The sequence below is a fragment of the Coleofasciculus sp. D1-CHI-01 genome (genome assembly GCF_040218875.1).
In the GTDB taxonomy this organism is placed as follows: domain Bacteria; phylum Cyanobacteriota; class Cyanobacteriia; order Cyanobacteriales; family Coleofasciculaceae; genus Coleofasciculus.
In genome coordinates this window covers 14,567-41,019 of the sequence record NZ_JAVJQP010000083.1, presented here as the reverse complement: position 1 = coordinate 41,019, position 26,453 = coordinate 14,567, and the positions used below count along the sequence as shown (strand labels likewise).

The window sequence follows — 26,453 nt, the reverse complement described above, 5'->3', positions numbered from 1 at the left end:
AGATCGTCTACTCGTTCTGAGATGGTTGGTTTCATTCATTGCCTCCTAGTAGTCTGTTTAATCGTGCAATTGCTCACTCAGACTACTGTGTGGCTGCTCATTTGGCTACTGAGTTACCAAAATGAGCGAACGGTGAGTTATGAGTTGGTCATGGCTGACGTAGATAAAACCAGTGGTCGTAAATCGGCTCGGTCTGGTATTGGATTCTCTCCAGTTATGGTAGGACAACGACAGATGCTCAACTGGCTATCTAAGTTAGCTCCTGTTGTTACCCACAAGGGGTGGCAACGGGATGGTAACGGAACCAGTCAGCTTAGACAATGGCTAGGATTAGCTAAGGACAAAAAGAACAAAGCTAATCAAACTCCAGCAACTCACGCTGTTGACGGTGTAACCTTAGCCGCGTTTGAGTTTACCCGATGGCAGGAATGGCACTCTGATAATGCCAAACATGGCGACTGGAGTGGTTATGTTCAAATCACACCTGCACCATTTGCGGTAATCCGTAGACCGCCAATTAGCCGTAGACAGTTACATTTATGTGTCCCTTCTAAAGGAGGTAAGCGGCGCAAGTATGGCGGCACAGTTACCCGGAAGGTGTTTAGCAAAGGTGACAAAGTTATAGCCGAAAAAGCTGGGAAGACTTACGTCGGTTGGTGTTCTGGAGACACCGAGAGACAAGTTTCGGTCAGTGACGCCAACTGGAAACGGTTGGGACAGTTCACTGCATCCAAAGTCCAATTGTTGCAGCGAAGCACGGGGTTAATCGTCGTGCCTTCAACTGGATTGTCAAATCTCCCCTTATTGAAAGGGTCGATTTGACCTCTATCCCTCTCCACCCTCCTGAGCCTGCGAAGGATCTGCTGAGGGTGGAGTCTCACGCGAAATACGATGAAATAGTGTTTACTCAGGAGTATCGCGATCGCACCCCATCCCATCGATATCGAGTTGTTCGCCTGTGGGAACAAGATCCAGCGCCATTCCTCGCCAATCCGGGACTATTACCCTTAGCCAGTTTGACCCAAACCGACACCCCTCAAGGCTTACTCGCACAAGTGGCGGAACAAACCGCTACAATTCCTGACAGGGAACAGCGACAAACTCTGGCGGGTTTTGCGGAGATTTTAGCTGGATTGCGGTTTGAAAAAGCTTTAATACGTCGGTTTTTTCGGGAGGACATCATGCGCGAGTCGGTTATCTATCAAGATATCTTGCAACAAGGAAGACAACAGGAAGCCCTTTCATTAGTCATGCGCCAACTCAATCGGCGGCTAGGAGAGGTTAACCCAGGCGCAATTGAGCGGGTTCGGGCGTTATCCATCGAGGAATTGGAGGAGTTGGGGGTAGCGCTATTGGATTTTTCCGAAGTTGCGGATTTAATGGCTTGGTTTGACCGACAAAAGATGCGAGACGTGGAAATCGCTTTGATTCTCCGCCAGCTAACCCGACGGCTGGGTGACGTTGACCCCTCACTGCGCGATCGCATTCACAGGTTATCAACAGAACAGTTGGAAGCGTTGGGAATTGCACTATTGGATTTTTCCCAAGTTGCTGATTTAGTGGCTTGGTTGGAGGAGCAACAGGTGAGCGATTCGTAAGCCTTTATCACCCCCTGCAAGAGGAGGCGATTGAAATCGCTGCTACACAAACAAAGTCCGCGCAGGCGGACTTTGTTATAACGTAGGTAGCGTTCCCCGGATTTGGTATGGAAATAAGCTGTTCGGCATTTAAACCTTAATATCAATAATGGCGAAATTCTTGCAGTGCGTTAAGCGAAGCCATGCCGCAGGCTTTGCATCTTGCTCGCTACTAATACCCAATTTAAATGTATGACAGCTTATATCGCCTGAACCCAGTTAAATTTTAGGACAAGTCAACTATTTTCCCTCTGGAAATTGTCGCTCTCGCACATCATGACTATAGTCTTGCACCGCCTGAGTAATCACTTGCCGCAAATTCGCATATAATTTGGCAAAGGGTGGCTGACGTTCCGAAAGTCCGAGTAAATCGGCGGTAACTAATACTTGTCCATCGCAATCGACTCCAGCACCAATCCCAATAGTGGGAATGGTTAAGGTTTGTGTAATCTTTCTAGCCAAGTCCGCCGGAATATGCTCTAAAACTAGGGCAAAAACACCCGCTTGCTCAAGCGCGATCGCTTCGGCTAAAATCCGCTCCGCTGCTGCTTCTGTTTTCCCTTGCTGACGATAACCGAGAAGATGTACCGACTGCGGTGTCAACCCGACATGACCCATCACCGGAATTCCCGCCGCCGTTAAGTGGGCTACCGTTTGGGCTATGGCTGGATGTCCGCCTTCTAATTTTACCGCCTGCGCCCCGGTTTCCTTCAATACCCGACCCGCCGAGTGCATCGCTTGTTGTAAACTTTCCTGATAACTTAAAAAGGGTAAATCGCACACCACGAATGCTTGTTTTACACCCCGACGCACGGCTTTAGCATGGTGCAGCATCTCATCTAAGGTCACAGGTAATGTCGTCTCATACCCCAATGTGACCATTCCCAAGGAATCCCCAACCAGAATAATATCCACTCCCGCCGCATCTAATAATTGTGCGATCGCATAATCCCAAGCGGTCAAGACGACCAACGGACGCCCTTGTTGTTTCCATTGTTTCAGTTGCTGGATATTGACCATTGGGGATGGGTGATTGGTGATTAGGGATTAATGACAGGGTAATTAGGGAAAACCTTCGCTTCGCTTGTCGGATATGGTTTGTAGGGGCGGGTTTAGGGATTCATCTTAATTGTTTTGTCAACGTTTCTACAAAACCCGCCCTGACCGATGTGTAGGGGTGGGTTTGACGACTAACATTTTTTGCCACCCAGATCTAAAACGTCTCTGGTGGATTCTTCACAAACGCTAAATGGGGTCTGACTTGACCCGTGGATAGGCTAACCCAGGCTAATCCTTCCGTTGTTCCCACCCATAACTTATTCCCTACATCTGGGGACAGGGAAAGAATATAGTCTGAGGGAAGATTCGACAGTTCACCCAATACCGCTCCCGTTTCCGCTCTGATTTTTAATAAGCCACCTTCCGTACCTACCCAAACACTACCATCTAGAGCAAAGCGCACCGCTGTTACACTACGTCCCCGTAATGGTGTCACCGAACGCGGTTCAGCGAAGGGATTATTGGGGTCAATCACCAACAAACTACTAGGAGTTCCCACCCACAGCTTACCATCGGGTCCTGTGGTTAGGGATTGGACAATGGTTCCGGGTAAATTACCAACCCGCCGACTGATAAAAGCGCTGGCGGTATCGATTTGCACTAATCCTTCTAATGTACCCACCCACAGTTGACCGTCTTCATCTAATGTCAAAGCATTGGCGCTAACGCCAGGGAGTTCTTGCACTGTGGTCATTAATAATCCTTGGTCCGGACTAATCATAGCCAAACCGCGATCGCTTCCTACCCAGAGATACCCGCGCCGATCAACTTGTAAGGATAAGACCCGATTGGAGGGTAATGTAAAGTTTTGTGCAGTAACTTCGTTACTCCGAGGATCGACTCGTAACAATCCTTCATACGTTCCCAGCCAAATTCGTCCAACCCGGTCTTGGGCTAAGGCGTCGATGGTGTAGTTAGGTAAATCAACACGGGCTTTCAGGCGTCCAGTGTTCGGCTCAACTCGGGCAAGTCCTGAGTAGGTTCCCACCCAGAGATCACCTGTGTAGTCGGGTTGCAAAGCGGGAACGCGAAAATCCGTGGGTAGGGGTTCGACTTCTCGCCGCAAGCGTTCGGGAGGTAACGGTTCGCCGCCAGGAGGAGGGGGCGCACCTCGGTAGTCGGGGGCTGTTCCTAGTTCGGTTTGAGCTAGGGTCTCTTGTGCCAGTACTGGGTTCGGATCAGTTCCCATCCCGACAGGAGAGATGAGCCTGGTCGGGGACCCCACCAACCCTAGCAGGGTAGCACCAATGAAAAGAGGAATCGGGGCATTCAAAGACGCCATGTTGTCTGAGACTATTTGGATAGTTTTTCTATATATCTATAGTAGTCGGAGTGATGTTTCCTCCTGGGCTATAGAATCTTTACCTCAATACGTCCCAGATTTGTTATTTTGTAACGAAATTTTAATAAAACTTTACATTTTGTTGAGTCATAACCGTACCTTATACAATTCTCAAGAATATTTGAAGTTAAACTTATTGAATTCTTTGGTATATTAACAACGTTGCTGAAAATTTAACTTATCTGGCAAGGAGCTGCACGTCGTGCCGCTTCGTAAACACGCTGTAATTTCTAAATTTGGCGTGAAATGAATCGCCAGAAGGATTCCACCTAAAGCCTTATGGGAAGAGAAGCCCACATCAAGCGATAGTTTGGTGTTGTGGGATTATTACTCTTACCTGATCCGCTGAATAAAAAAATGTCTTGGCTAAGTCAAGTTTTTTGACCCAAAATGGCGGATAATAGGTAATTCAGAAACAAAACACCAAAAAGAGCAGGTTGGGTGTGGGGATGCACCCAATCGGGGCTAAGTTTCAGAGTCATTTTAGCGATTTTAGGGCTTAACTAAGGGCGTAAAATCGTTAATAATGTTTATGGATTTAGCCTGTCGCAACATTCAGTAGTTCCTAAGGAAGGAAAACATGTCTTACGCTAAAACAAAAACTCAGTCAAAGGCTGGGTATGATGCCGGGGTCAAGGATTATAAATTAACGTATTATACTCCGGATTACACTCCTAAAGATACAGATATTCTGGCAGCTTTCCGCATGACTCCGCAGCCAGGAGTTCCCCCGGAAGAAGCGGGTGCGGCGGTAGCAGCAGAGTCTTCCACCGGGACATGGACAACGGTTTGGACAGACTTGTTAACTGACCTCGATCGCTACAAAGGTCGTTGCTATGAAGTCGAGCCAGTTCGTGGCGAAGATAATCAGTATATCTGCTACGTCGCCTACCCCTTGGATCTGTTTGAAGAGGGTTCTGTAACCAACATGCTGACCTCCATCGTGGGGAACGTGTTTGGATTTAAAGCCCTGAAAGCCCTGCGTCTAGAAGATATGCGGATTCCCGTCGCTTATCTGAAGACGTTCCAAGGACCGCCTCACGGTATCGTGGTTGAACGCGATAAGTTGAACAAGTATGGGCGTCCTCTGTTGGGTTGTACGATTAAGCCGAAGTTAGGTTTGTCGGCGAAGAACTATGGTCGTGCCGTTTATGAGTGTCTGCGCGGTGGTCTAGACTTCACCAAAGACGACGAAAACATTAACTCCCAGCCCTTCATGCGCTGGCGCGATCGCTTCCTGTTTGTGCAAGAAGCAATTGAAAAAGCCCAAGCAGAAACCGGTGAAGTTAAAGGTCACTACCTGAATGTCACCGCCCCCACCTGTGAACAAATGATGGAGCGGGCTGAGTTCGCCAAAGAACTGGGTACGCCGATCGTCATGCATGATTACTTGACGGGTGGCTTCACCGCGAACACCACCTTGTCAAAATGGTGCCGTAGCAATGGTCTGCTGCTGCACATCCACCGGGCGATGCACGCGGTAATTGACCGTCAGAAGGTTCACGGAATCCACTTCCGGGTGCTGGCGAAGTGCTTGCGGATGTCCGGTGGTGACCACCTGCATTCTGGTACTGTGGTCGGTAAGCTTGAAGGTGAAAAAGGCATCACCATGGGCTTTGTTGACCTGATGCGGGAAGATCACATCGAGCGCGATCGCGAACGCGGTATTTACTTCACCCAAGACTGGGCATCTATGCCCGGTGTCATGCCCGTCGCTTCTGGTGGTATCCACGTTTGGCACATGCCAGCACTGGTGGAAATCTTTGGCGATGATTCCTGCCTGCAATTCGGTGGTGGTACCCTGGGTCACCCATGGGGCAATGCTCCCGGTGCAACGGCTAACCGTGTCGCCTTAGAAGCCTGCATTCAAGCCCGTAATGAAGGACGCAACCTGATGCGTGAAGGTGGCGATGTTATCCGCGAAGCGGCTAAATGGAGTCCTGAATTAGCCGCCGCTTGCGAACTTTGGAAGGAAATCAAGTTCGAGTATGAAGCGGTTGATACCGTCTGATTCTGTATGAAGTGTGAAGTATGAAGTGTGTAACTTCATACTTCATTATTGATACTTCATCGGATTAGAGGGCTGGGATCAAACTATGGATCTAAAACGAGTTGCCAAAGATACAGCCAAAGTGCTTACCAATTACATGACCTACCAAGCACTGCGGACTGTCCTGGATCAATTGGGTGAAACTGACCCGCCCCAGGCGCTGTGGCTGCATTCTTTTTCGGCAAACCAAGGAGTTCAAGATGGAGATGCCTATCTCCAAGCACTTCTGGTGGAAAAACAAGAACTGGCGTTTCGGATCATGACTGTACGACAGCATCTGGCTGAGGAAGTGGCAGACTTCTTGCCAGAAATGGTTCGCACCAGTATTCAGCAGTCGAATATGGAATATCGACGCCAGTATCTTGAGCGAATGACACAACTCAGTATCTCTGAATACCCAGCCTCACCCGAACAGCCAACTGATTCGGATACCTAGTTCTCAATTAAACCGGGTACTTTTGTCACCTGCTGGCATACCCGTACTTCACTAAAACAACCATCACAGAATTACCCATGCAAACTTTACCAAAAGAGCGTCGTTACGAAACTCTGTCTTATTTGCCGCCTCTGAGCGATCAGCAAATTGTCCGCCAAATTGAGTACATTTTGGAACAGGGTTATATTCCCGCGATCGAATTTAGCGAAACCTCTGAACCGACACAGCACTACTGGACAATGTGGAAACTTCCTCTGTTCAACGCCACTTCGCCTAAAGAAGTTATGGCTGAGGTGGATGCTTGTCGGTCTGACTATCGCGACAACTATATCCGCGTTGTGGGTTTTGACAACATTAAGCAGTGCCAAGTTTTGAGCTTTATTATCTATAAGCCCGGTGAAAGTGGTCGTAGCCGAGGTTACTACTAAGTGGCAAAGGCTTAAAATCTGCTGAGATAGGAAGGAGAGGTTTGATCACCTCTCTTTTTTTAGAAGGTAGAGGACAGAAGGCTATAGTCAAATTCATCTTGTTGGATTTTTGTATCCTCAAGCGCCATGGCGCCTCTCTCCACTCTTGTAGGTTACTGTTTTCTTGAGCTAAGCTGCGACAAAAGGGCAAGTGAAGAGGTTAGCAGTCAATGGCAAATGAAGAACATGCGGCTTTGCTCAAACAAGGCGTAGAAACCTGGAATCAGTGGCGGGAAGAGAATCCACAACTCGTACCCGATTTGAGTCAGTCAAAGCTAAGTAGAGCTAATCTCAATGAAGCAAACTTGAGTGGGGTGAACCTTGAGAATGCTGATTTGAGGATGGCAAATCTCAGTGATGCAGATCTGCAGGGTGCGGATCTCAGTAGCGCCGATCTCCGGGGGGCTAACCTGAGAGGGGTTAACCTAAATCTAGCTAACCTGATGGGTACGAATTTAAACGGAGCTTATTTAACCTTAGTCAACTTTATTGATGCTAATCTTACGGCGGTTAACCTGAGTGAAGCGAATCTGAGAATTGCTAACCTCAGTGGGGCTAATTTAAGTGAAGCGAATCTGAGGATGGCTAACCTCAGTGGTGCTAATTTGAGTGAAGCGAATCTGCAAGTGGCAAATTTAAGTGAAGCGAATCTGCGGATGGCTAACCTCAGTGAAGCCAATTTAGAAAAAACCCAAGTCTTATCGGCAAACTTTAACAAAGCGATCTTAACGGGAACCTGTTTGCAGGACTGGCAAATCAACAGCGCCACCAACTTGGACGAAGTAATTTGTGATTATATTTACTTGCAAACGGGTCAACGAAAACGTCATCCCAATCAGGGAAGTTTTGCTCCGGGAGAGTTTACTCAGTTATGGCATCAGCATCTTAACACTGTTCAAGTCAAAGTTAGTCCAGATGTTGCTCCAGTTCAAGCTTCTCCAACCCCAAACCCGAATGTATCCGCTAGTACACCAGAGGTAAAAGTTGAAATCCAACAGCCCCACCAACCGCCTGTCAATTACACCGCAACGACTGGCGCACCGCCGATTAAAGTAGACATTCAACCGCCCGTTTATGATACCGTAACACCTAGCGTTTCTCAGGGAACAGACCCAAGTCCCCCGTCGCCTTCCCAAAGTGACAGCCCGACTATCCCACCGAATCTACAACAGGCGGTATCGGAAGTTCACCGAATTCTAGAACAACTGGATCAGAATCTTTCCCAACCTAAATGGACAGAAGTCGCCGCAGAAATTCAGCAACTTTTGCAGGAATTGAGCCAAACTTGCCCGACAAGTACACCATTAGAAAAAGTGATTGCTGTCGCCGCCGCGATTAAACAGATTGAGAGTAATCGTCCGCTAAAATCCAGGGTGATAGAAGCGGTACAAAGCGCCGGAATTACCAGACTGCAAGAGTACATTGAGCATCCTCTGAGCAGAATTTTACTGCCTGCGATCGCAGAATGGAAATAAGCGGTGAGGTGAGGGGAAGATGGGGGAGATGGGGGAGATGCTGCTTTTAGGCTTATAGCAGTACCATTCTGTACTGTTCCCTGTTCCCTCTTGGGATCAACTGATGTCCTTTCCGTACCTCGTAGTGCTATATCTATCAAAACTATGGCGATAGAATAATCACCGAAAATGTACCATTGCTTCCCCTGCTTCCCCTGCTCCCTCTGCTTCCCCTGCTCCCCCTGCTTCCCCTGCTCCCCCTGCTCCCCCTGCTCCCCCTGCTCCCCCTGCTCCCCCTGCTCCCCCTGCGCCCCCTGCTACCCCGACTCCCTACCCCCACCACCAGACTCCCTGAAGCAACCCCTAACTATGCCATTCCCGCCGCCTCCTTTGCTGATTCCTTCGCCATCTCCATGAAAATCTTTTGAGCGCATTGCTCTTTCGCATCCTCCGGTTGACGTTGGATATAACGCCCATCAGGTTGTAATTCCCAAGCTTGGCGATTATCTGCCATCATAATGGCTAAGATTTCTTGCAAATCTTTGATAATCTCTGGATCTTCTATCGGTGTAATCGCCTCAACTCGTCGATCTAAGTTGCGACGCATCCAGTCAGCGCTGCCAATATAAACTTCTTCATCACCCTGATTATAGAAGTAATAAATCCGCGAATGTTCTAAAAAGCGACCGACAATACTAATTACGCGAATATTATCGCTAACGCCTACGACACCAGGACGCAAACAGCAAATTCCCCGGATAATTAAATCAATTTGTACGCCGGCTTGGGAGGCTTCGTAGAGGGTAGCGATAATCTTCGGATCGACTAAAGAATTCATTTTGGCAACAATGCGCCCTGTGTTTCCCTGGCGACAATGCTCGATTTCCCGCTGAATCATCGTCGTCATGCGATCGCGTAAATTTACCGGGGCGACTAATAACTTGCGATAGGAGCGCTGGCGGGAGTATCCAGTCAGGAAATTAAATAAATCGGTTAAATCTGCCCCTAAATCCTCACGACAACTAATAAGTCCTATATCGGTGTAAATTCGGGCTGTTTTGGGGTTATAGTTTCCCGTGCCAATGTGAACATAGCGGCGAATCCTCTTCTCGTCTTGACGCACCACCAGTACGATTTTGGTATGGGTTTTTAACTTAATAATCCCATAAACTACATGAACCCCAGCTTGTTCTAACTTACGCGCCCAGAGAATATTATTCTCTTCATCAAAACGGGCTTTCAATTCCACCAAAACTGCCACCTGCTTGCCATTTTCAGCCGCTTTAATCAAAGCGTTGACAATTGGGGAATCGCCAGAGGTGCGATAAAGTGTCATTTTAATCGCCAGTACGTTTGGGTCATCCGCCGCCTGGGTAATAAATCGCTGTACTGTACCGCTAAAGGAATGGTAGGGATGGTGGACAAATAAATCCCGTTGGCGAATAATACTAAAGAAGTCCTCGCCATCGTCTTCTCCAGAAAGCGATCGCAACTCGACGGGCATGACAGGTGTCCAGGGTGTGTCTTTGAGTTCCGGTAGGGGTAATCCCATAAACGACATCAAATCCCCTAGTCCCAATAAACCGTCTATTTCGTAGACATCACTGTCCTGGAGTCCCATCTCCCGCATCAGCGTTTCCCGTAAGGTTTCGGGTACAGTCGCGTGAATTTCCATGCGGACGGCTGAACCCCCTAAGCGTCGTTTCCGCAGTCCCTCTTCAATTGCCAGGAGTAGGTCATCTGCTTCATCTTCCTCGACGGCTAAGTCGGCATTGCGAGTAATCCGAAACGGATGATATTCTTGGATATTCATCCCTGGAAACAGGAACTCTAAATTATGGGCAATCACCTGTTCTAAGGGAACGCCCATCCAGAGAGCAGGTTTTCCCTTTTGCCGTTCTCGCAACGGTTCGGGAAGGGCGACAAATCGAGGTAAGACTTTAGGAACTTTCACCCGAGCAAAAAATTCCTCGCCCTGCTCAGGATCTTTGACCACCACCGCTAGATTCAGACTCAGGTTGGAAATATAGGGGAACGGGTGGCTAGGGTCAACCGCTAGCGGCGTCAGAACCGGAAAAATTTGCTCCTCAAAGTAGTTTTGCAAATAGGTCCGCTGTTCGGAGTTCAAATCCATGTACTCCAGCAGGTAGATCCCCTGTTTTGCCAATAATGGTCGCAGGATTTGTTCAAAATGTTCATGTTGTTCCTTGACCATGGGGAGTAACCGCTGATTAATCCCATCCAATTGATCGCTAGGTGTGCGACCATCAGCAGTTAAGGATGTCACCCCCGCCTCCACCTGCTGCTTCAAACCCGCCACCCGAACCATAAAGAATTCATCCAGGTTTGAACTAAAGATCGCCAGAAACTTCAAGCGTTCCAGCAGTGGGGTTCGGGAATCGAGGGCTTCATGCAAGACGCGATCGTTAAATTCCAACCAACTGAGTTCCCGGTTGAAGTAGTATTTAGGGTCTCTCAGACTAACCTCGGTCGTTGTCTTCGATTTCTTAGCCATGATTATTAGGGAAACGGCGCACCATCCGTTCGCTTTTTCTGGCGCGGGTAGGATGTCAGTATAAATACTATCAGCTTATCGACTCCAAGCCTCACGGACGTTCGGCGAGCGCTCAGTCGAGTCGTCGAATCTCTGATTGACCGACCAGATGAATCGCCAGGACGTAGTGTGAGCATCTTGCTCACTACATTGAACATCTTGCTCACTACATTGAACATCTTGCTCACTACTAATACCCAATTTAAAGGCATGACAGCTGATCAATCTCACAAATTACCATAATATTCGATGAATAGTGGTCAGTCTTGTAGTGGATAACTTGGAGTCCAGCCTGTTCTATTTCTCGCACCAGTTCAGAAATTTCAAACTTATGCTGTCTCCAAATCGTAATTTCTTCTCCTTCAGCAATTTCAAGACATTTATCCTCTCCCATTAACCTAAAATTTATCCGATAGTTCTGACAAAATTCAATCGTCGCCACAATACTATCAGTTTTATGATCATACTTTCGCACCAGTTCACAATCTTCAGATTGAATCCCAAGTGCAGTTTTCACCCAAGCATAAACTTGATCCACATGATACTTTAATCCTCCTCTTACTGTTCCATCCCATTGAGAGTTAGAACCAATTTCGTTGGTGAAGACGAGGACATCGTGCTTTCCCATGCTATCTCGAAAATTTTGCAGGGCTGCGGTTCTATTGTGATGATTGCCCATGGTTACGCCTAAATGTAAAATAATTTGGGCAGTGTCGTCAGTTTTTAGGTTAACCTGATGGTTTAACAAAGTTTGGGATAATGAATGACTTTCGATGTCAATTAGGTCGCTGATAAACTCGATATTAGGAAACCATTTTTTTATATTTTTCTGGGATAGTTTGAGTAAGTCGTCGCTAATATCTAAAGCGATATATCGAGTGATTTTGCCCAAGCGATGCAGCCGACGGATAAATTGTTTAACAGGATAAGAATTACCCGCGCCGACATCGATAAGATTAACGGTGTTGACGGCTTTAATTTGGCGGGTGATGATTTCAAAGTTATTGTTTAACAGGTCAATTTCCCGATTAACGGGTCGATACCAGCGCGGACGCAGATAGTTGAGATAAAATTTATCCCAGATGTTTGCGCCTTGACCTTTGTAGGAATATTTGAGGCTAATTTCGCGTCGGGTGGCTAAGGTTTGAATAATATCTAAAATTTCGGCGTTTGAGAATATTGAGTAAAATTCAGCACTTGGCTGGGTGGTGTGACAGATTGGAGTTGACTGAGATTTAGACATTGATATTTCCCTGGTTCGTAGTAAGCACTTTAGTGCATCAACGTTACATCTTGCACCATTAAATAGCAAGCAAAATTTCAACAATACGTAGGGTGCGTTAGCGTTCGCGCAGCGTTCCCGAAGGGTAGCGTAACGCACCATTATAGCGCTACGCTACAAACTTATTCAATTTGGGGTTGGAGGTGGTGAGGCAAAGGTTTATGGCGCTAAAGCGCAACTACAAGCGCAACTACAAACTAAATTCGCTGGTGGATTTCTTCCAGGAGTTGCTGCGCGGCGGCTTGCAGTTTACCACGGTGCGATCGCGTCTTCATATTTACCCCAATCCTGATAGATTCTACCCAATTGATAGTAAGCTAAAGCGATTCTGGGTTGGTCATCTAACTGCTGGCGAATGGCTAAATCCTTTTGTTCACACTCTATGGCTTTCTCATATTGTCCCCAGGCGCGATAGCAATCAGCTAGCCTGTACCACTGATTAGCCACATTCTTCTGTTTGTCTAATTGCTCATAGAGTTCACGGCTTTGTTGGTGATGTGCGATCGCCTCTTCATATTTGCCCCAATCCTGATAGATTCTACCCAATTGATAGTAGGCTAAAGCGATACGGGGTTGGTCATCTAGCTGCTGGCGAATCGCTAAATCCTTTTGTTCACACTCTATCGCTTTCTCATATTGTCCCCAGTTTCGATAGCAATTCGCTAGCCAGTACCACTGATTAGCCACATCCTGCTGTTTATCTAATTGGTCATAGAGTTCAAGGCTTTGTTGGTGATGTGCGATCGCCTCTTCATATTTGCCCCAATCCTGATATATTCTACCCAACTGATTGTACGCATTAGCGATATCTGATGGGTCATCTAGCTGCTGGCGAATGGCTAAATCCTTTTGTTCACACTCTATCGCTTGCTCATAATGTCCCCAGTCTCGATAGCAATCTGCTAACCCGTACCACACTGAAGCCACATTATCTTGTTTGTCTAATTGCTCATTGAGTTCAAGGCTTTGTTGGTAATGTGCGATCGCGTCTTCATATTGTCCCCAATCCTGATAGATTCTACCCAACTGATAGTAGGCTAAAGCGATACGGGGTTGGTCATCTAGCTGCTGGCGAATCGCTAAATCCTTTTGTTCACACTCTATGGCTTTTTCATACTGTCCCCAGTCTCGATAGCAATCTGCTAGGTTGTACCACTGATTAGCCACATTCTGCTGTTTGTCTAATTGCTCATAGAGTTCAAGGCTTTGTTGGTGATGTGCGATCGCCTCCTCATATTTGTACCAATCCTGATAGATTCTACCCAATTTATAGTAGGATAAAGCGATATCTGATGGGTTATCTAGCTGCTGGCAAATGGCTAAACACTTTTGTTCACACTCTATCGCTTTCTCATACTGTCCCCAGTCTCGATAGCAAACAGCTAACCAGTCCCACTGATTAGCGACATACTGATGTTTTCCTAATTGCTCATTAAGTTTTAAGCTTTGTTGGTAATGTGCGATCGCCTCTTTATATTTGCCCCAATTATGATAGAGCCAACCAAGTTCATAATAGACATTCGCGACATTGGTTTTGTCATTGAGCTGTTGGCTAAGTGCTAAACAATTTTGTTGACACTCAATTGCTTTTTCATACTGTCCCCAGTCTTGATAGCAATCAGCTAACCAGTACCACTGGCTAATGACATCCTGCTGTTTTCCTAATTGTTCATAGATCTCAAGGCTTTGTTGGTAGTAATCTATTGCTTGTTCATATTTTTGCCAATCTTGATAGGTTCTTCCGATGTGATAAAGACCGAGTGATTCATCTCTTAATTTATCAGCCTCTCTTACCTTCGTCAACATTCGCTCAAAGCAGTCAATTGCCAGTTCATAATTTTTATTTAATTGATAACAAACGCCCAAATCCATCCAGAACATTGACAATGCTATTGACTCAATATCTTGACCTAACTTTTCTAAGCAAGCTTGATAACAATCAATCGCTTGGTCAAATTTATTCACTTCCTGATAAGCCGCAGCCAGTGACCAATCAATATAAACCTGAATCCCACTGTTATTTTGCCCCGTTATCTCTTCTAAAAGAGGAATCGCTTTCTCATAATCATCACTTCGCAGGTAAGACATCGCGGTGATAAAGGTTAATCCCATTGACACACCACTCTGATTCTGTCGCGTTACCTCCAACGCTGGAGTCATTTCTTTCCCTAATTCCTCCACTAAATCCTTAATTGAACAAAATAGAGGAACACACCCTAGCGAATGGAATTCGCGGCTATAAAAACCAAGTCCGCCTGCGCGAACTTGGGGAGAATCAACGATTTGAAAACCTGCGTAGGCAGGTTTTGTTTGTGTAGCTGCGGTTTCAACCGCCCGATTAGTAATCTGATTAACAATCTCCGTCACACAATCCACCAATCCCGCCCCCGACTCACCACAAGCCACATATAAAATAGCTGACAGTGCTTTCACTCCTCGTTCCGCTATTTCTTGCGCCTCCTCAACCGCTTGGCGCAAATAACGGATTACTTCCCCTTTCTGATTAAATCGTTCAATTTGTCGCAGCAATCTCAATATCTGTTTAATCGTTTCATTGTCAAACTCCTCATCCAATCCCAAATAAGTCACGCCTAACTTCTCAATCACCTTTGACCGAATCCGGCTATTCACCTCAACTTCAGCCACAACCTGACCCGCAAATAGCAATTCCTTCAATATCGAGTCAGATTCACGCCAGGAAATTGTCCCATCTTCCGCCAAAACTGACCACTGTAAAATAGTCTCACTCGATGAATTATTTTTAACCTGAATCTCTCCTTCTCCCAGAACAGGTTGATAGTCCTCCAACCCCTTAAACAACCGTTCCAGTAACCGATTCACCCGCTTAGGACTATGAATTCCCAAATACCCCAACGCTAATAAAATCGGTTCTTGCCAACGCGCCTCATCCTGATGTTTCTGGATAATCTCCAGAATCTCACTCACCTCATTATCGGCAATATACCGCGCCACAAAATACTCCTCAAAGGTTAAATGCATAAACCCATAAACATTGGGCGCACGTTCCACAAATAACCCCGTGGTTTCCCGTACCCGCCGCAAAAATTCCTGGACGGCTTTTTTCACACTATCGGCTTCCGCATCTTCATCATTTAACTCTGCCAATTTTTCCCCTAACTGCGCTTCCGCTTCTGCTTGGGTAATTAACCCCGATGGTTTCTCCTCATGCATCCAATACGCCAGAGGTGCTAAAAGTTCGATTACCTCACTTTCCCGCAACATCACCTGCGGCGCATTGGGTAAATTTTTACTCAATTGCCAATCTTCTATCAACGTCTTCACCGCCAACGCATACAGTTCCACCCGCCGATTCGGGAGGCGCGACCCATTGCGATGAATTAATGCCAAAATCGTTAATAATAGGGGATTTCCGGTGAGGCGTTTGACCCCTTCATTTCCTTGAATTGCCTCTAACAGTTCCTCAGCTTCTTTCTGTGCGTCTCGTCGCCAAACCTCCTCCGTTTCATCGGGTTTCTGTGCCTTCTCAATCGCCAAACACCAGCGACGCAGGAATCGCTCCACCTGCTCAAATTCCATCTGAGTAATGGTAAACTGGGTAAAGCGACTGCCTAATTTCACATCCTGATAGCCAGCAATCCGGCTGGTAATCACATATTTGTTATCGGGATAATCAGTAACAAACGCCTCAATTTGTTTAACAATCTGCTGACGGCTAGTCTGATTAAACACCTCATCCAAACCATCCAGCAACACCAAACATTCACCCTGACGCATCTTTTCACACAGTAATTGGGTGATATTTGTATTGTGGGAATAGGGTTGACCTAACCCCCCCAGCCCCCCTTCCCTACCCCCCTCGTTCCCCCCTGCGAGGGGAGATGGCAAAGGATGCTTCGCTTTTGTTGCACGGAAGGGGGGAGTAAGATTGCCTGGTTCAGCCTCTTGTAGTTCCCCCCTTTTGAAGGGGGGCGGAGGGGGGATCTCATCGGAGAGACAAGCAGAATCATCGGAAGTAATATTTGCCCTTTGGACATTTTCCCCCTCATCTCCCAAATTCCCAACATCCGCTTCCCACTGCTGATAAAATTCCTCCAGAAACGCCAACAAACTCAACTCCGGCTGTTTCACCAACCGTTCCGCATAATCCGCAACTCGCAAAAACACCGGGAAACGAGTATTCCCCAATGATTCAGGAGTAGTGACTAAAGATTGAGAAAATTCGTCCTTATTTCCCTCATCTCCCCCATCTCCCCCATCCACCAAAACCCTCTCCTTCCCATCCCGTTGCGCCATAGCAAAATGCAGCGCCAGATATCGCAAAAGCGTCGTTTTCCCCGCCCCCGGATCACCTAAAATCACACTATAGTGACACCTCCCCACCGCCTCCGCCAAATCCACCTTATGCGTCACCGTCTTCGTCATCATTTCCGACGGCGCAAACTCCATCCCTCTGCGAACCTCTGCGCCAACCTCTGCGAACCTCTGCGTTTCAAACCCTAACTTTCCCCCTCTCTTCCTTTCTGTCACCTGCTGCTGACGTTCCGCCTTTAGGGACACATAAACTTGATCTAAAAAAATATCAACCTGGCGCTGTACTTGCATCACGCCACTCATTTTCAGATAAGAATTCTCCGCGATTAAACTCTCTAAATAGGGATAAAGTAGCGGATTCAACGGCGGACGAGTGGTAAACTTCACCACCTTTTCCCGCCAATCCCAAAAATCCGGCGCATAACCGCGAAACGTATCGATAAAATCCCGCTTATTCAGCCAAAATATCAGCACAATCTCCCGTGAAAACAGCGCCTCTCGCCCCAGATTCAATCGTTTCAGTTCCTTCAGTATCCGGGGGCGAGGTAACTGTTCAATCCCAAACGCCATGATAACTGGACGTTTAGATTCGTCTTTTGCGTCTGGGTTAACCGGGATTCTCTTGTCTAAAGCATAGAGAAAAGCAATCAGAGATTCTTGACTATAAAAGAAGTTCTCAACCTGAAATTCATCGGGGTTGAGGACGGATTTTAATTGTTCGACGACGGGATGATTAGGGGCACTTTCAGGGGTGATGGCAAAAACAATGGTTGTCCCGTCGGATAATTCTAGGGTGGTGACTAAATCGTCTAAGGTTTCCTGGTCAGGTTGATTTAGATTGGGGGGAATGTCGATTGCCATGGTCAATCCGTCCTGATGCTTAGTCTAATTGTAGATGATTTTGTTCGTAGTAGGCACTTTAGTGCCTTAAAATGCTTGATTTGCCAGCACTAAAGTGCTGACTACGAACAGGTTCATAACATTTCAAGCTGTTGGTGGGTTACGGCGGATATCTAATTAAATGGTTATCTCAATTTTATTTCCGGGTAATACTTGGGTTTCAATTCTTAACGCTGATTGCATTAATGAGTCTCCTGATTAAGGTTTGTTTTTGTAAACATTAGGATATCGGTGGGTTACTGCGGATACAGCTCTTTGCGCTGTAATAAAGTACAGTAGATCAAAGTCCCCCTTCAGATCCCCCTCCCGTCCCCCTTTTAGATCCCCCTTCCGTCCCCCTTCAAAAGGGGGAGACCAAAGGATGCTTCGCTTTTTGTTCCATGGGGGAAGCCAGAGGATACTTCGCTTTTTTTGCATGGGGGATTTAGGGGGATCGACAATGTACCGCATAGCAGAGCAAACTGCTGTATTGAATTGAATGGTTATCTCCTAAATTTAACACCGCCTAACCCACCCTACGAATAACGAATGACAAATGACGAATGACGAATGACGAATGACGAATCACCCTTGAGTTGCTTGCCATCGCTGTAAGTCTTCAATCAATATCGGATTCACATCAAACCAAGGATTTTGATTCTTGTCGTAATAGCCTAAAACAAATTTATTTTGCAGGAGTTCATCGCTAATTACAAATTCTCCTTTGTTCGGCAAGGTATGGGTTTTTGTGGTTAATCGCCCAGTTCGGTGAATTGCGGCTAATTCCGGGAACTGATAATCACTAATGGTATACGCTTGTCGTTCTTCTTTTACCGCTTGTTCAGCCACAGCTTGATCCACAAAAGGGGATTTCTGCTTCACCGCGACTTGACAGGCTGTTCGCCCTAAACGAATTAAATCTCGCATTACTCCGCCACTTTTTTTACACAGTAGTTCTAATGCTTCTGGGGTAAACAAGTCCTGGGTATTATAGTTGGTTAATCGCGCTAATCGTTTGTTAATTACCTGTTTCAGTAGCTGTCGCCCCATCTGATCCGGCTGGGTTGTGGGACATAAATTGGCGTCACATTCAAATACGGGAATATTCGCCAAGTCTAAACAGTCTTGAAATCGCTGCATCGGTTGGCGAAAACTGGGAGAATAGCGCAGGGAAATGGGAATGGTGTAGATGATATGACAATTGAGTTCTGTCAGCAGAGGACTGGCAAACATTTCCAAGGCGGTCATCTGATCATGACGATCCAATCCATCGACAATAACTAATAGTTTTTGCTTCCTATCTTTTTCTGCAGCTTGAATAATTGCATTCACCTTGGCGATGATTTCACTTAACAGTGGACGAATATTCAGGCTTCTTGTCATTTCTCGCGTTAGCCCTAATTTTAGGGTCATGCCCATTTTGGTCAGCAGATCGGGTAGGGCTAATCCTTCAGTGGCGTTGGTTTTATCTTGATAAATAACAGTTTTGAGACTATCTTCTAAATCCTTGAGTAAACGGTCATCTTTGCGTGACCACCACCCCGGTTTAATGGCTTGACGACAAACTTCTTGACCAATTAAGACAACAACTTCGGCATAACCGATATTATAACGGTCAAGGGCGGTAGCGGTGTCAATCCAGATGACGGTATAGTTATCCGCTAAACACTGTTCAACGCGGTGTAATTCTGTGGTTTTCCCACTACCTGTGTGACCCGATATTAAAAATTTGGCGGGGTCATCTTCCATTTCTAAGGCGTTGACTAAATGCTCAACAGGACTATCCGATCGCGAAACGTAAAAATCGCGAATATCTTCCGGTTTTTCCAAGGGTTCTTCAGGTTTAAACAGTTGATAAACGGGTTTCCAGAATTTTGAGTTAGTCATTGGTTAAAAAAGAGGGAACAGAGGACAGGGAACAGGGTATTCATCATTTGGGCGGGGCGGGTTTAGTGACATTAGGGCAGAAAAAAACGATAGTTGTGAAACCCGCCCCTACATAATCATGGATCATTCATCTTCCCCTGATCCCAGACGTGCCATGGCACGTCTCTACACTCCCCTAATACAATTCTTTGATACAATTTTATGTTGCCCTGGTTAAAGCCCTCCATACCTATGCCTGTTACGGTTGTCACCCTGAAGCAAATCGAAACTCAACTGGATTTAATTATCACCCGCCCGCCTTCGGGATTGTTCCTGAAAGGGAATATCCAGGTTCCCGGTGATAAATCTATCTCCCACCGTGCTTTAATGTTGGGTGCGATCGCGCAAGGGGAAACCCGCATCCAGGGACTCTTACTGGGCGATGATCCGCGCAGTACCGCCCGTTGTTTCCAAGGGATGGGGGCGACTATCTCAGAACTGAACGCCGACGAGGTTATCGTTAAGGGCGTGGGTGTGGGAGAATTACAAGAACCTCTGGATATCTTAAATGCGGGCAACTCTGGGACGACTCTGCGGCTGATGCTGGGACTTTTAGCTTCCCACCCTGGACGCTTTTTTACGGTAACGGGGGATCATTCCTTGCGATCGCGCCCCATGTCTCGTGTGGTTCATCCCCTGCAACAAATGGGTGCCCAAATTTGGGGGCGGGGGAATGGTTCATTAGCGCCTCTGGCGATTCAGGGACAACAGCTTAAGCCGATTCATTACCATTCCCCGATCGCCTCTGCCCAAGTTAAATCCTGTATCCTGTTAGCGGGGTTAATGGCAGACGGGGAGACAACGGTAACAGAACCCGCCCTGTCTCGTGACCACAGTGAACGGATGCTTAAGGCGTTTGGTGCTAAGATCACTGTTGACCCAGACACCCACAGTGCTACAGTCACGGGTCCAGCGCAACTCCAGGGACAAACGGTGATTGTTCCCGGAGATATTAGTTCCGCCGCCTTTTGGTTAGTCGCTGGGGCGATTGTCCCGGATTCTGAGTTACTGATTGAAAATATCGGGGTTAATCCCACCCGCACGGGTATTTTAGACGCATTGGCGATGATGAATGCGGATATTCAGTTGGAGAATCAACGGATAGTAGCGGGAGAACCAGTGGCGGATATCCGTGTTCGCTATAGTCGTCTCAGCGCTTGTGAGATTTCTGGGGATTTAATTCCCCGTATGATTGATGAGATTCCCATTTTGGCAGTTGCGGCGGTTTTCGCCCAAGGAACCACTGTGATTCGCGACGCCGCCGAACTTCGGGTTAAAGAAAGCGATCGCCTCGCGGTTATGGCGTCTCAGTTAAACCGGATGGGGGCGCAGATTACAGAACTCCCCGATGGATTAGAAATCACCGGAAACACGCCGCTAACGGGTACAGAGGTTGACAGTCATACCGATCATCGGATTACCATGAGTCTTGCGATCGCGGCTCTCAATGCCCAAGGAATCACCACCATCCACGGCGCTGAAGCCGCAACCATTTCCTACCCTGACTTTACCACCACCTTACAACGTCTCTGCAATCAAGATTCTCCGACGTGATTGAGAAAATTTTGAGTGTGTAGGGGCGGGTTTAGGGGCTTTCTTGTCACGATTGATAATAACGTTTGTACAAAACCCGCCCTGACCCATCTGCAGGGGGCTGACTTTTCACGGGGCGTCTGGAAATCTGCGAAAATCGGGGCGGGTTTAGTCACTTATGGGTGCAATCGAAAAGGTAGTAGTGAAACCCGCCCCTACACATTGAATTCTCACCCATCTCCCCCATCTCCCCCTCACCCATCTCCCCTGCTAACAGTCGTCTAGCGGGGTAGTATGTCAAAATGTCGATGTAACAGACAATCAGGTTATCTCCTGATTGGGAAACAGGGTGTACTAGAATATCGTATTCACCCTAAGTCAGGTTGGAGGGCAAGATCACCAATTTTTTGGCGGAGGCGCTATATTGTTAACTCTTGCATTCTACGCCACTATCGGTATGAACTATACTTTGGCACAATTGGTCAAATAACTCCCCTAGAATAGTTTTTTTACTAAAAACGTTGGACTTATGCGCCCAAATAACCAGACATTGCGTTTACAACTGAATCACTACCGCTCCTATATTGCCATTTCCTGCGAGGATATGGAAGTTGGGTTTTGTACGCCAGAATTTGCGGCGAAGATGGTGGAAATCTTTAATGAGTACGAACGACTCCATGAAGAAAATGAAATGTTAAACAAAGCCTTAAAATTAGCCTGTATCGACTTGCTTAAACAAGCTGGGATTAGCATGAATCATCTCGACAGGCGTATCCAGGACTATCTGGATAAAGCCAAACGTCCGGAACATGGAACTCGTGCGATCGCGTTCTTGCTCAGAGAACGACAGCAAGCTCTCGATATCAGCAATCGAGAATTTGTTCGGTTTTGTGCCTCTTACAAATTAGCACCGCAACAACTTAAAGATATTTTTCAAGGTAAAGATATTCCGGATAGCCAGCTTAAGTCATTATCCCGAATCTTAGGAAAATCCGTGGAAGAGTTAATTGAAGTACGGGATGGATTCAGTGATAGCGAACTGAATCGACTAGCACGTATCTTGGGAACGTCCAATGAAGATTTAGCTCAGGTATTTAGCAGTTAAAAATTGTTCATGGGTTCCTCAAAATTATGTCCTTAAGCGAAGGATCGGTCAGGGCGGGTTTGGCACAAAGATTACCATCAATAGCGACCCGAAAATTCCTAAACCCGCCCCTACAAATCAGGTTCCCCGAAGGTGGTGAACGGTCAAAACAGAGGTGTCATGACATGTCTGTTGAAACTGACTTAACGCATGATACCGGGAAGTACAACACCCACTTGATTGTTAAAAATTTCCATGTCCCGTTGATCATTTTCATCAAAACTGGCTTTAAAGTACTCAGGAACTTGGGGCCACTGGGATGGCTCATACTCTGTCGTATCATCACCATGACGTTTATTCACGAGTTGGGTAACAGCGAGTAACTCACCATCACAACTTAAAACCGGCATACATAACAGACTACAGGTCCGATAATGGGTTTTGGCGTCGGTTCGGCGGGCGATATCAGAATCGGGATGTTCGTAGAGGTCAAAGGGAATGTTTAAGGGTTGACCGGTTTGGGCAACTTTCCCAGCAAATCCTTCTCCTAAAGGTACTCGTGTTTCCATTAATGATCCATCGGCTTGGGGAATTTTTGTCCATAATTCCTGAGTTGAGTAATCAATTAACCAAAGGGTGGTGCGATCTGCATGGGTCAGTTGTTTGGCGGCTTGCATCACCGTTTGGATGACTTCTTCAGCATTTCCGCCGCTACTGCTACTGACTAAACTAATCGCTTGATAGAGGGGATCGATCGCCTTGCGTTGTTCCTGAAGATTGCGAATTTCCCGGTGAAATGCTTGGAAGCCTTGCAGAATGGGCAATGTGGATGCCATGCGTTCATGCAATTTCTGGGCATCGGCTTGGGTAAAGCCATTGATTTCGATTGTTTCGGATAACATTCCTCCCGATTCATAGGTAAAGAGGAATTTGTTAAATGACCGAATAATGGCAATCACTTTCCCTTTGGAGTCCACAACCGGGAATAACAACATGTTTTCCACATTGTTGATCGCGTCGGGTTCTAACCCCATGTGGATGATCAGATCATTCAGTTTGCTGGGGTTTTTGCTGGCTTTGACTGAACGCGATTCAACCATTTTACTGGCGATTCCTAGAGTGGCGGACACTCGAATTTCTTGAGCATTTAGGGTTCTGGAGTTCCAGACTAATGACCAAAAGATGCTTTGTTCGGCATCTAGGAGGAAAATTGTGGTCTGTTCTGCGCCCAAGAGTTTGTTAATCGAGTTGGTGACAAAGCTTAAGGTATAATACAGGGCATTGTAGAGCGCTTCATCACTCTGATCGGCAACGGAATTACTAAGAATTGCCAGGGTGTTATAAACGGATTCTTTTGGCTCAATTTGAGCAAGCTGTTTTAACGTTTCATGAGTCTTAACGAATTGCAGGATAACACCCACTCGTTCGTTAAAGACTTGCATGGACTGGCGGTCATTTTTATCAAAACTCGCCTTAAAGTAACTGGGAACGTGGGGCCACTCGTCTTTGTTATACTCTGGATGATCCCCGGGTTTGCGCTTGTTGATCAGTTGGGTGACGCCTAATAATTCCCCATCTGGACTAACAACAGGCATACAGAGGATGCTACAGGTGCGATAACGGGTTTGTGCGTCGGTTTTTTTGGCATTTTCTGCACTGGGATGGTCATAGAGATCGAAGGGGATAATCATCGGTTGGCGAGTTTGCGCTACTTGACCCGCAAAACCGACACCCACTTCGCAGCGTACCTCTCCTTTTCCAGGAAGTTCCGTCCATAAGTCGCCGCGATCGCGATCCACTAACCATAAGGTACTGCGATCGGCGTTCAGCAGCTTCTTGGCGGTATTCATTACCCGTTGCAAAATCGCCTTAGTATCTAAGTTAATCTGATCGAGCGATCGCGTGGCTTCGGCTAAGGCGGCTGTCGCCCGCAGCTTCTTCATTACCTTGTAACAGGATTGGCAACTTTCCAGAATCCGCCGCACCGGAACCACGCATTTTGCCAATCGTTCTAAGTCGAGGGTGGTGAATCCTTTGGGTCGTTTGTCGGATTGCTCATCGCCCGGTAACTTATTCAGTAACTGAATTACCGCAATCACCTCTTTGTTTTCACTTAAGATCGGAAATGCCAAGATGTTTTCGGTGCGGTAATTATATTTTTTGTCAAATTCCTTAACCAGTGCGGCGCGGGGATCTTCATAAACGTTGTCGGGAATATGGATTACTTTTTTATCCTCAGCCACATGACCCGCAATCCCTTCCCCGACTCGCACTTGAATATCTAGGAATTCACCTTCTTCATTCTCCGCCACTAATGACCAGAGTTCTGTCTTCTCGTCATTGAGTAAGAAAATGGTGGCGCGATCCGCACCGAGTAATTCACCGACTTTAGAGGTAACATCGCGCAGCACCTCATAAAGGGCTTGCGCCGAACCTTCATCCTCGGATTCTGTATCGGCTTTGGATAGGATTTCTACCTGGGAAACCAGGAGTTTGCGTTCTAATTCGGCTAAGGCTTTGAGAAATTCCGAGTCGCCTGGTTCTAAATCAGCTTGGATGGTTTTTAAAGCCTTATTGACCCACTCTTGGTTAAATACTGATTCATAGATGCGATTGTGAATCCTAACTTTTCCTTGATGCTTGAGGATTAACCCCATCATCCGCAGTTCCTTGTGTTCGGAACTGTCATTGGCGATCGCTTCTCCCTGTTGGAGGATTCGCTGATACACCTGCAACAGCTTCAGACTGCGGTGTTTACGTCTGAGCAAGCGATCGCGGATCGTCTGCAAATGCATCAGTTCCGGTTGTTCTTCCCAATTCTCCAGCCAGTGCGATCGCACTAAGTTTTCCACCCATTCCGCTTCTGTTCCTTTCGACGGCGCATCAGGGGCTTGGGCGATTAAGCGACAAAGCTGCTGGGTGAGGAAGGGTTGTCCTCCTGTCCATTTCAGCACCTCAACCAGCAATCGTTTATAGTTTTGTGATTTAGCTTTTAATCCTCTGGCAATTTGTAATCCGCTACTCGCACTTTCTGGATAATGGGACTGTTCAGATAAATTTGAAATCATAGTGCAACCTGGTGTAAACGCCTTGACAGCTTGCCTTCTCTTGCTAGTCGGGTGGTGAAAGGGGGTCAGGAGCTGTGATCAATCCATGGGGACTATCTCAGATGCTACCTTACCGATGGCTCAAATTAGACTCTACCGATCTCAAGATCCTTGTATAAATAATATTGACAATAATACTAAATTATGGTTGCTCCTGAATAGACTTTACTCTATTGGTAGGAATTTGGGGAGCTGGGGAAACAGGGGGAGCAGAGGGAACGCAAGGAAGGGTTGGTCAGGGCGGGTTTTGTACAAATGTTATCATCAACAGCGAACAAAAAATCCCTAAACCCGCCCCTACACAGTCAACACTTACCCCGCCACCCAATCAATCACAGGACCTTTGGGTACAATGCGAGTGGGATTAATGTGGGGATGACTCTGGTAATAATGTTGCTTGATCTGGTCAAGGTTGCAGGTATCGCTAACGCCCGGTTGCTGATAGAGATCTTTGAGATAATTTCCCAGATGGGGATAATCACTAATTCTACGTAAGTTGCACTTAAAATGCACGTAGTAAACGGGGTCAAAGCGAAACAGGGTAGTGAACATACACCAATCCGCTTCCGTGATCCGATCGCCACACAGATAAGCTTGCTGGGATAGAACCCCTTCCCAATAGTCTAGTTCTTCAAAAAGTTCGGTTACCGCCTCGTCATAAGCCGTCTGAGTCGTGGCGAACCCAGCGCGGTAGACGCCATTGTTGATTGGTTGGTAAATTCTGTCAATCGCGCGATCGATCTCATCTTGCAGATGATCGGGATAGAAGCTAACTTGAGATTTCGCGATCGCCTCAAACTCCGTATCGAACATACGGATAATTTCACGGGATTCATTATTTGCGATCGTATTCTTTTGTTTATCCCAAAGCACAGGGACTGTCACTCGTCCCGTACAGTTCTGGTCTGCTTTTAGATAAACCTCTCGCAGATAACGAGATCCATGAACCGTATCCGGGATACAACCGGGAGCCTCAGAAAATTCCCATCCATCTTCATCCATAAACGGGTCAACAATGGACAGGCTAATCGCCTCCTCCAAACCCTTCAACTTCCGCATAATCAGCGTGCGGTGCGCCCACGGACAAGCCAGAGAGACATAGAGATGGTAGCGTCCAGACTCAGCTTTAAACCCTGTAGAACCATCAGCACTCACCCAGTTACGAAATTTGGTCGGATTTCGCTTAAATCGCCCCTCAGGGTCTTGCTGGTAAGGTTCCTTCGTCCATTGTCCATTCACCAGCATTCCAGTTGCCATATTTTCTTTCTATCCCAATCTATTTGTTGGTTAATTATCCCAAATTTTGGTTTGTCAATTCTCTATTTCGTCATTTTCCTCATATTTTCAAAA

At 46.8% G+C, this 26,453-nt stretch carries 15 protein-coding genes and 1 pseudogene; 8 read left to right on the top strand and 8 right to left on the bottom strand.

The features are described from left to right. Together RIB93_RS15335 and RIB93_RS15330 are read left to right on the top strand one after the other, a co-directional pair. A pseudogene (locus tag RIB93_RS15335) lies at positions 1-822 on the top strand (hypothetical protein); the annotation flags it as partial. 47 nt (positions 823-869) lie between these two features. Continuing rightward, positions 870-1,598, top strand: a complete 729-nt coding sequence (locus tag RIB93_RS15330) for a DUF4351 domain-containing protein (protein WP_446373603.1) — start codon at positions 870-872, stop codon at positions 1,596-1,598. Positions 1,599-1,877: 279 nt separating this feature from the next. Here RIB93_RS15330 and panB read toward each other — a convergent pair whose 3' ends face one another. Both panB and RIB93_RS15320 read right to left on the bottom strand, forming a co-directional pair. Continuing rightward, the gene (panB, locus tag RIB93_RS15325; protein ID WP_446373602.1) at positions 1,878-2,657 is read right to left on the bottom strand and encodes a 3-methyl-2-oxobutanoate hydroxymethyltransferase; all 780 of its coding nucleotides are present in this window, start codon (positions 2,655-2,657) and stop codon (positions 1,878-1,880) included. Between the two features lie 193 nt (positions 2,658-2,850). Next, the gene (locus RIB93_RS15320; protein WP_446373601.1) at positions 2,851-3,978 is read right to left on the bottom strand and encodes a ligand-binding sensor domain-containing protein; all 1,128 of its coding nucleotides are present in this window, start codon (positions 3,976-3,978) and stop codon (positions 2,851-2,853) included. A 640-nt stretch (positions 3,979-4,618) separates the two neighbouring features. On the opposite strand from RIB93_RS15320, the gene RIB93_RS15315 reads away from it, so the two are divergent. From RIB93_RS15315 to RIB93_RS15300, 4 genes are all read left to right on the top strand, one after another. After that, positions 4,619-6,049, top strand: coding sequence for a form I ribulose bisphosphate carboxylase large subunit (locus tag RIB93_RS15315; RefSeq protein WP_446373600.1), 1,431 nt, complete (start codon positions 4,619-4,621; stop codon positions 6,047-6,049). Positions 6,050-6,134: 85 nt separating this feature from the next. Next, the gene (gene rcbX, locus RIB93_RS15310) at positions 6,135-6,524 is read left to right on the top strand and encodes a RuBisCO chaperone RbcX (RefSeq protein WP_006098295.1); all 390 of its coding nucleotides are present in this window, start codon (positions 6,135-6,137) and stop codon (positions 6,522-6,524) included. A 77-nt stretch (positions 6,525-6,601) separates the two neighbouring features. Further along, on the top strand, positions 6,602-6,952 hold the full coding sequence (locus RIB93_RS15305) for a ribulose bisphosphate carboxylase small subunit (protein ID WP_446373599.1): 351 nt from the start codon (positions 6,602-6,604) through the stop codon (positions 6,950-6,952). Between the two features lie 209 nt (positions 6,953-7,161). After that, positions 7,162-8,466: a pentapeptide repeat-containing protein gene (locus RIB93_RS15300; RefSeq protein WP_446373598.1), complete on the top strand. Its 1,305-nt coding sequence runs from the start codon at positions 7,162-7,164 to the stop codon at positions 8,464-8,466. Between the two features lie 346 nt (positions 8,467-8,812). Here RIB93_RS15300 and ppk1 read toward each other — a convergent pair whose 3' ends face one another. The 4 genes from ppk1 to RIB93_RS15280 all read right to left on the bottom strand — a co-directional run bounded on the left by ppk1 (position 8,813) and on the right by RIB93_RS15280 (position 19,340). Next, the gene (ppk1, locus tag RIB93_RS15295; protein WP_446373597.1) at positions 8,813-10,960 is read right to left on the bottom strand and encodes a polyphosphate kinase 1; all 2,148 of its coding nucleotides are present in this window, start codon (positions 10,958-10,960) and stop codon (positions 8,813-8,815) included. Between the two features lie 241 nt (positions 10,961-11,201). Further along, entirely contained in the window at positions 11,202-12,242 is a 1,041-nt protein-coding gene (locus tag RIB93_RS15290) for an L-histidine N(alpha)-methyltransferase (RefSeq protein WP_446373596.1), read from the bottom strand. A 288-nt stretch (positions 12,243-12,530) separates the two neighbouring features. Next, positions 12,531-17,435 (bottom strand): tetratricopeptide repeat protein, encoded by a 4,905-nt coding sequence (locus tag RIB93_RS15285; RefSeq protein WP_446373595.1) that lies wholly within the window; start codon positions 17,433-17,435, stop codon positions 12,531-12,533. Positions 17,436-18,038: 603 nt separating this feature from the next. Beyond that, positions 18,039-19,340: a P-loop NTPase fold protein gene (locus RIB93_RS15280; protein WP_446373594.1), complete on the bottom strand. Its 1,302-nt coding sequence runs from the start codon at positions 19,338-19,340 to the stop codon at positions 18,039-18,041. 231 nt (positions 19,341-19,571) lie between these two features. Here RIB93_RS15280 and aroA point away from each other — a divergent pair, with 231 nt between their 5' ends. Together aroA and RIB93_RS15270 are read left to right on the top strand one after the other, a co-directional pair. Continuing rightward, positions 19,572-20,933 carry a 3-phosphoshikimate 1-carboxyvinyltransferase gene (gene aroA, locus RIB93_RS15275; RefSeq protein ID WP_446373593.1) on the top strand — a complete coding sequence of 454 codons (1,362 nt, stop codon included), beginning with the start codon at positions 19,572-19,574 and terminating at the stop codon, positions 20,931-20,933. A 508-nt stretch (positions 20,934-21,441) separates the two neighbouring features. Continuing rightward, positions 21,442-22,017, top strand: a complete 576-nt coding sequence (locus RIB93_RS15270) for a hypothetical protein (protein WP_006098180.1) — start codon at positions 21,442-21,444, stop codon at positions 22,015-22,017. Between the two features lie 182 nt (positions 22,018-22,199). Here the strand turns inward: RIB93_RS15270 and RIB93_RS15265 are convergent, their stop codons facing one another. Both RIB93_RS15265 and RIB93_RS15260 read right to left on the bottom strand, forming a co-directional pair. Beyond that, positions 22,200-25,064, bottom strand: coding sequence for a GAF domain-containing protein (locus RIB93_RS15265; protein ID WP_446373592.1), 2,865 nt, complete (start codon positions 25,062-25,064; stop codon positions 22,200-22,202). A gap of 351 nt (positions 25,065-25,415) precedes the next feature. Next, positions 25,416-26,360 (bottom strand): glutathione S-transferase family protein, encoded by a 945-nt coding sequence (locus RIB93_RS15260; protein WP_446373591.1) that lies wholly within the window; start codon positions 26,358-26,360, stop codon positions 25,416-25,418. Positions 26,361-26,453: the final 93 nt, after the last annotated feature.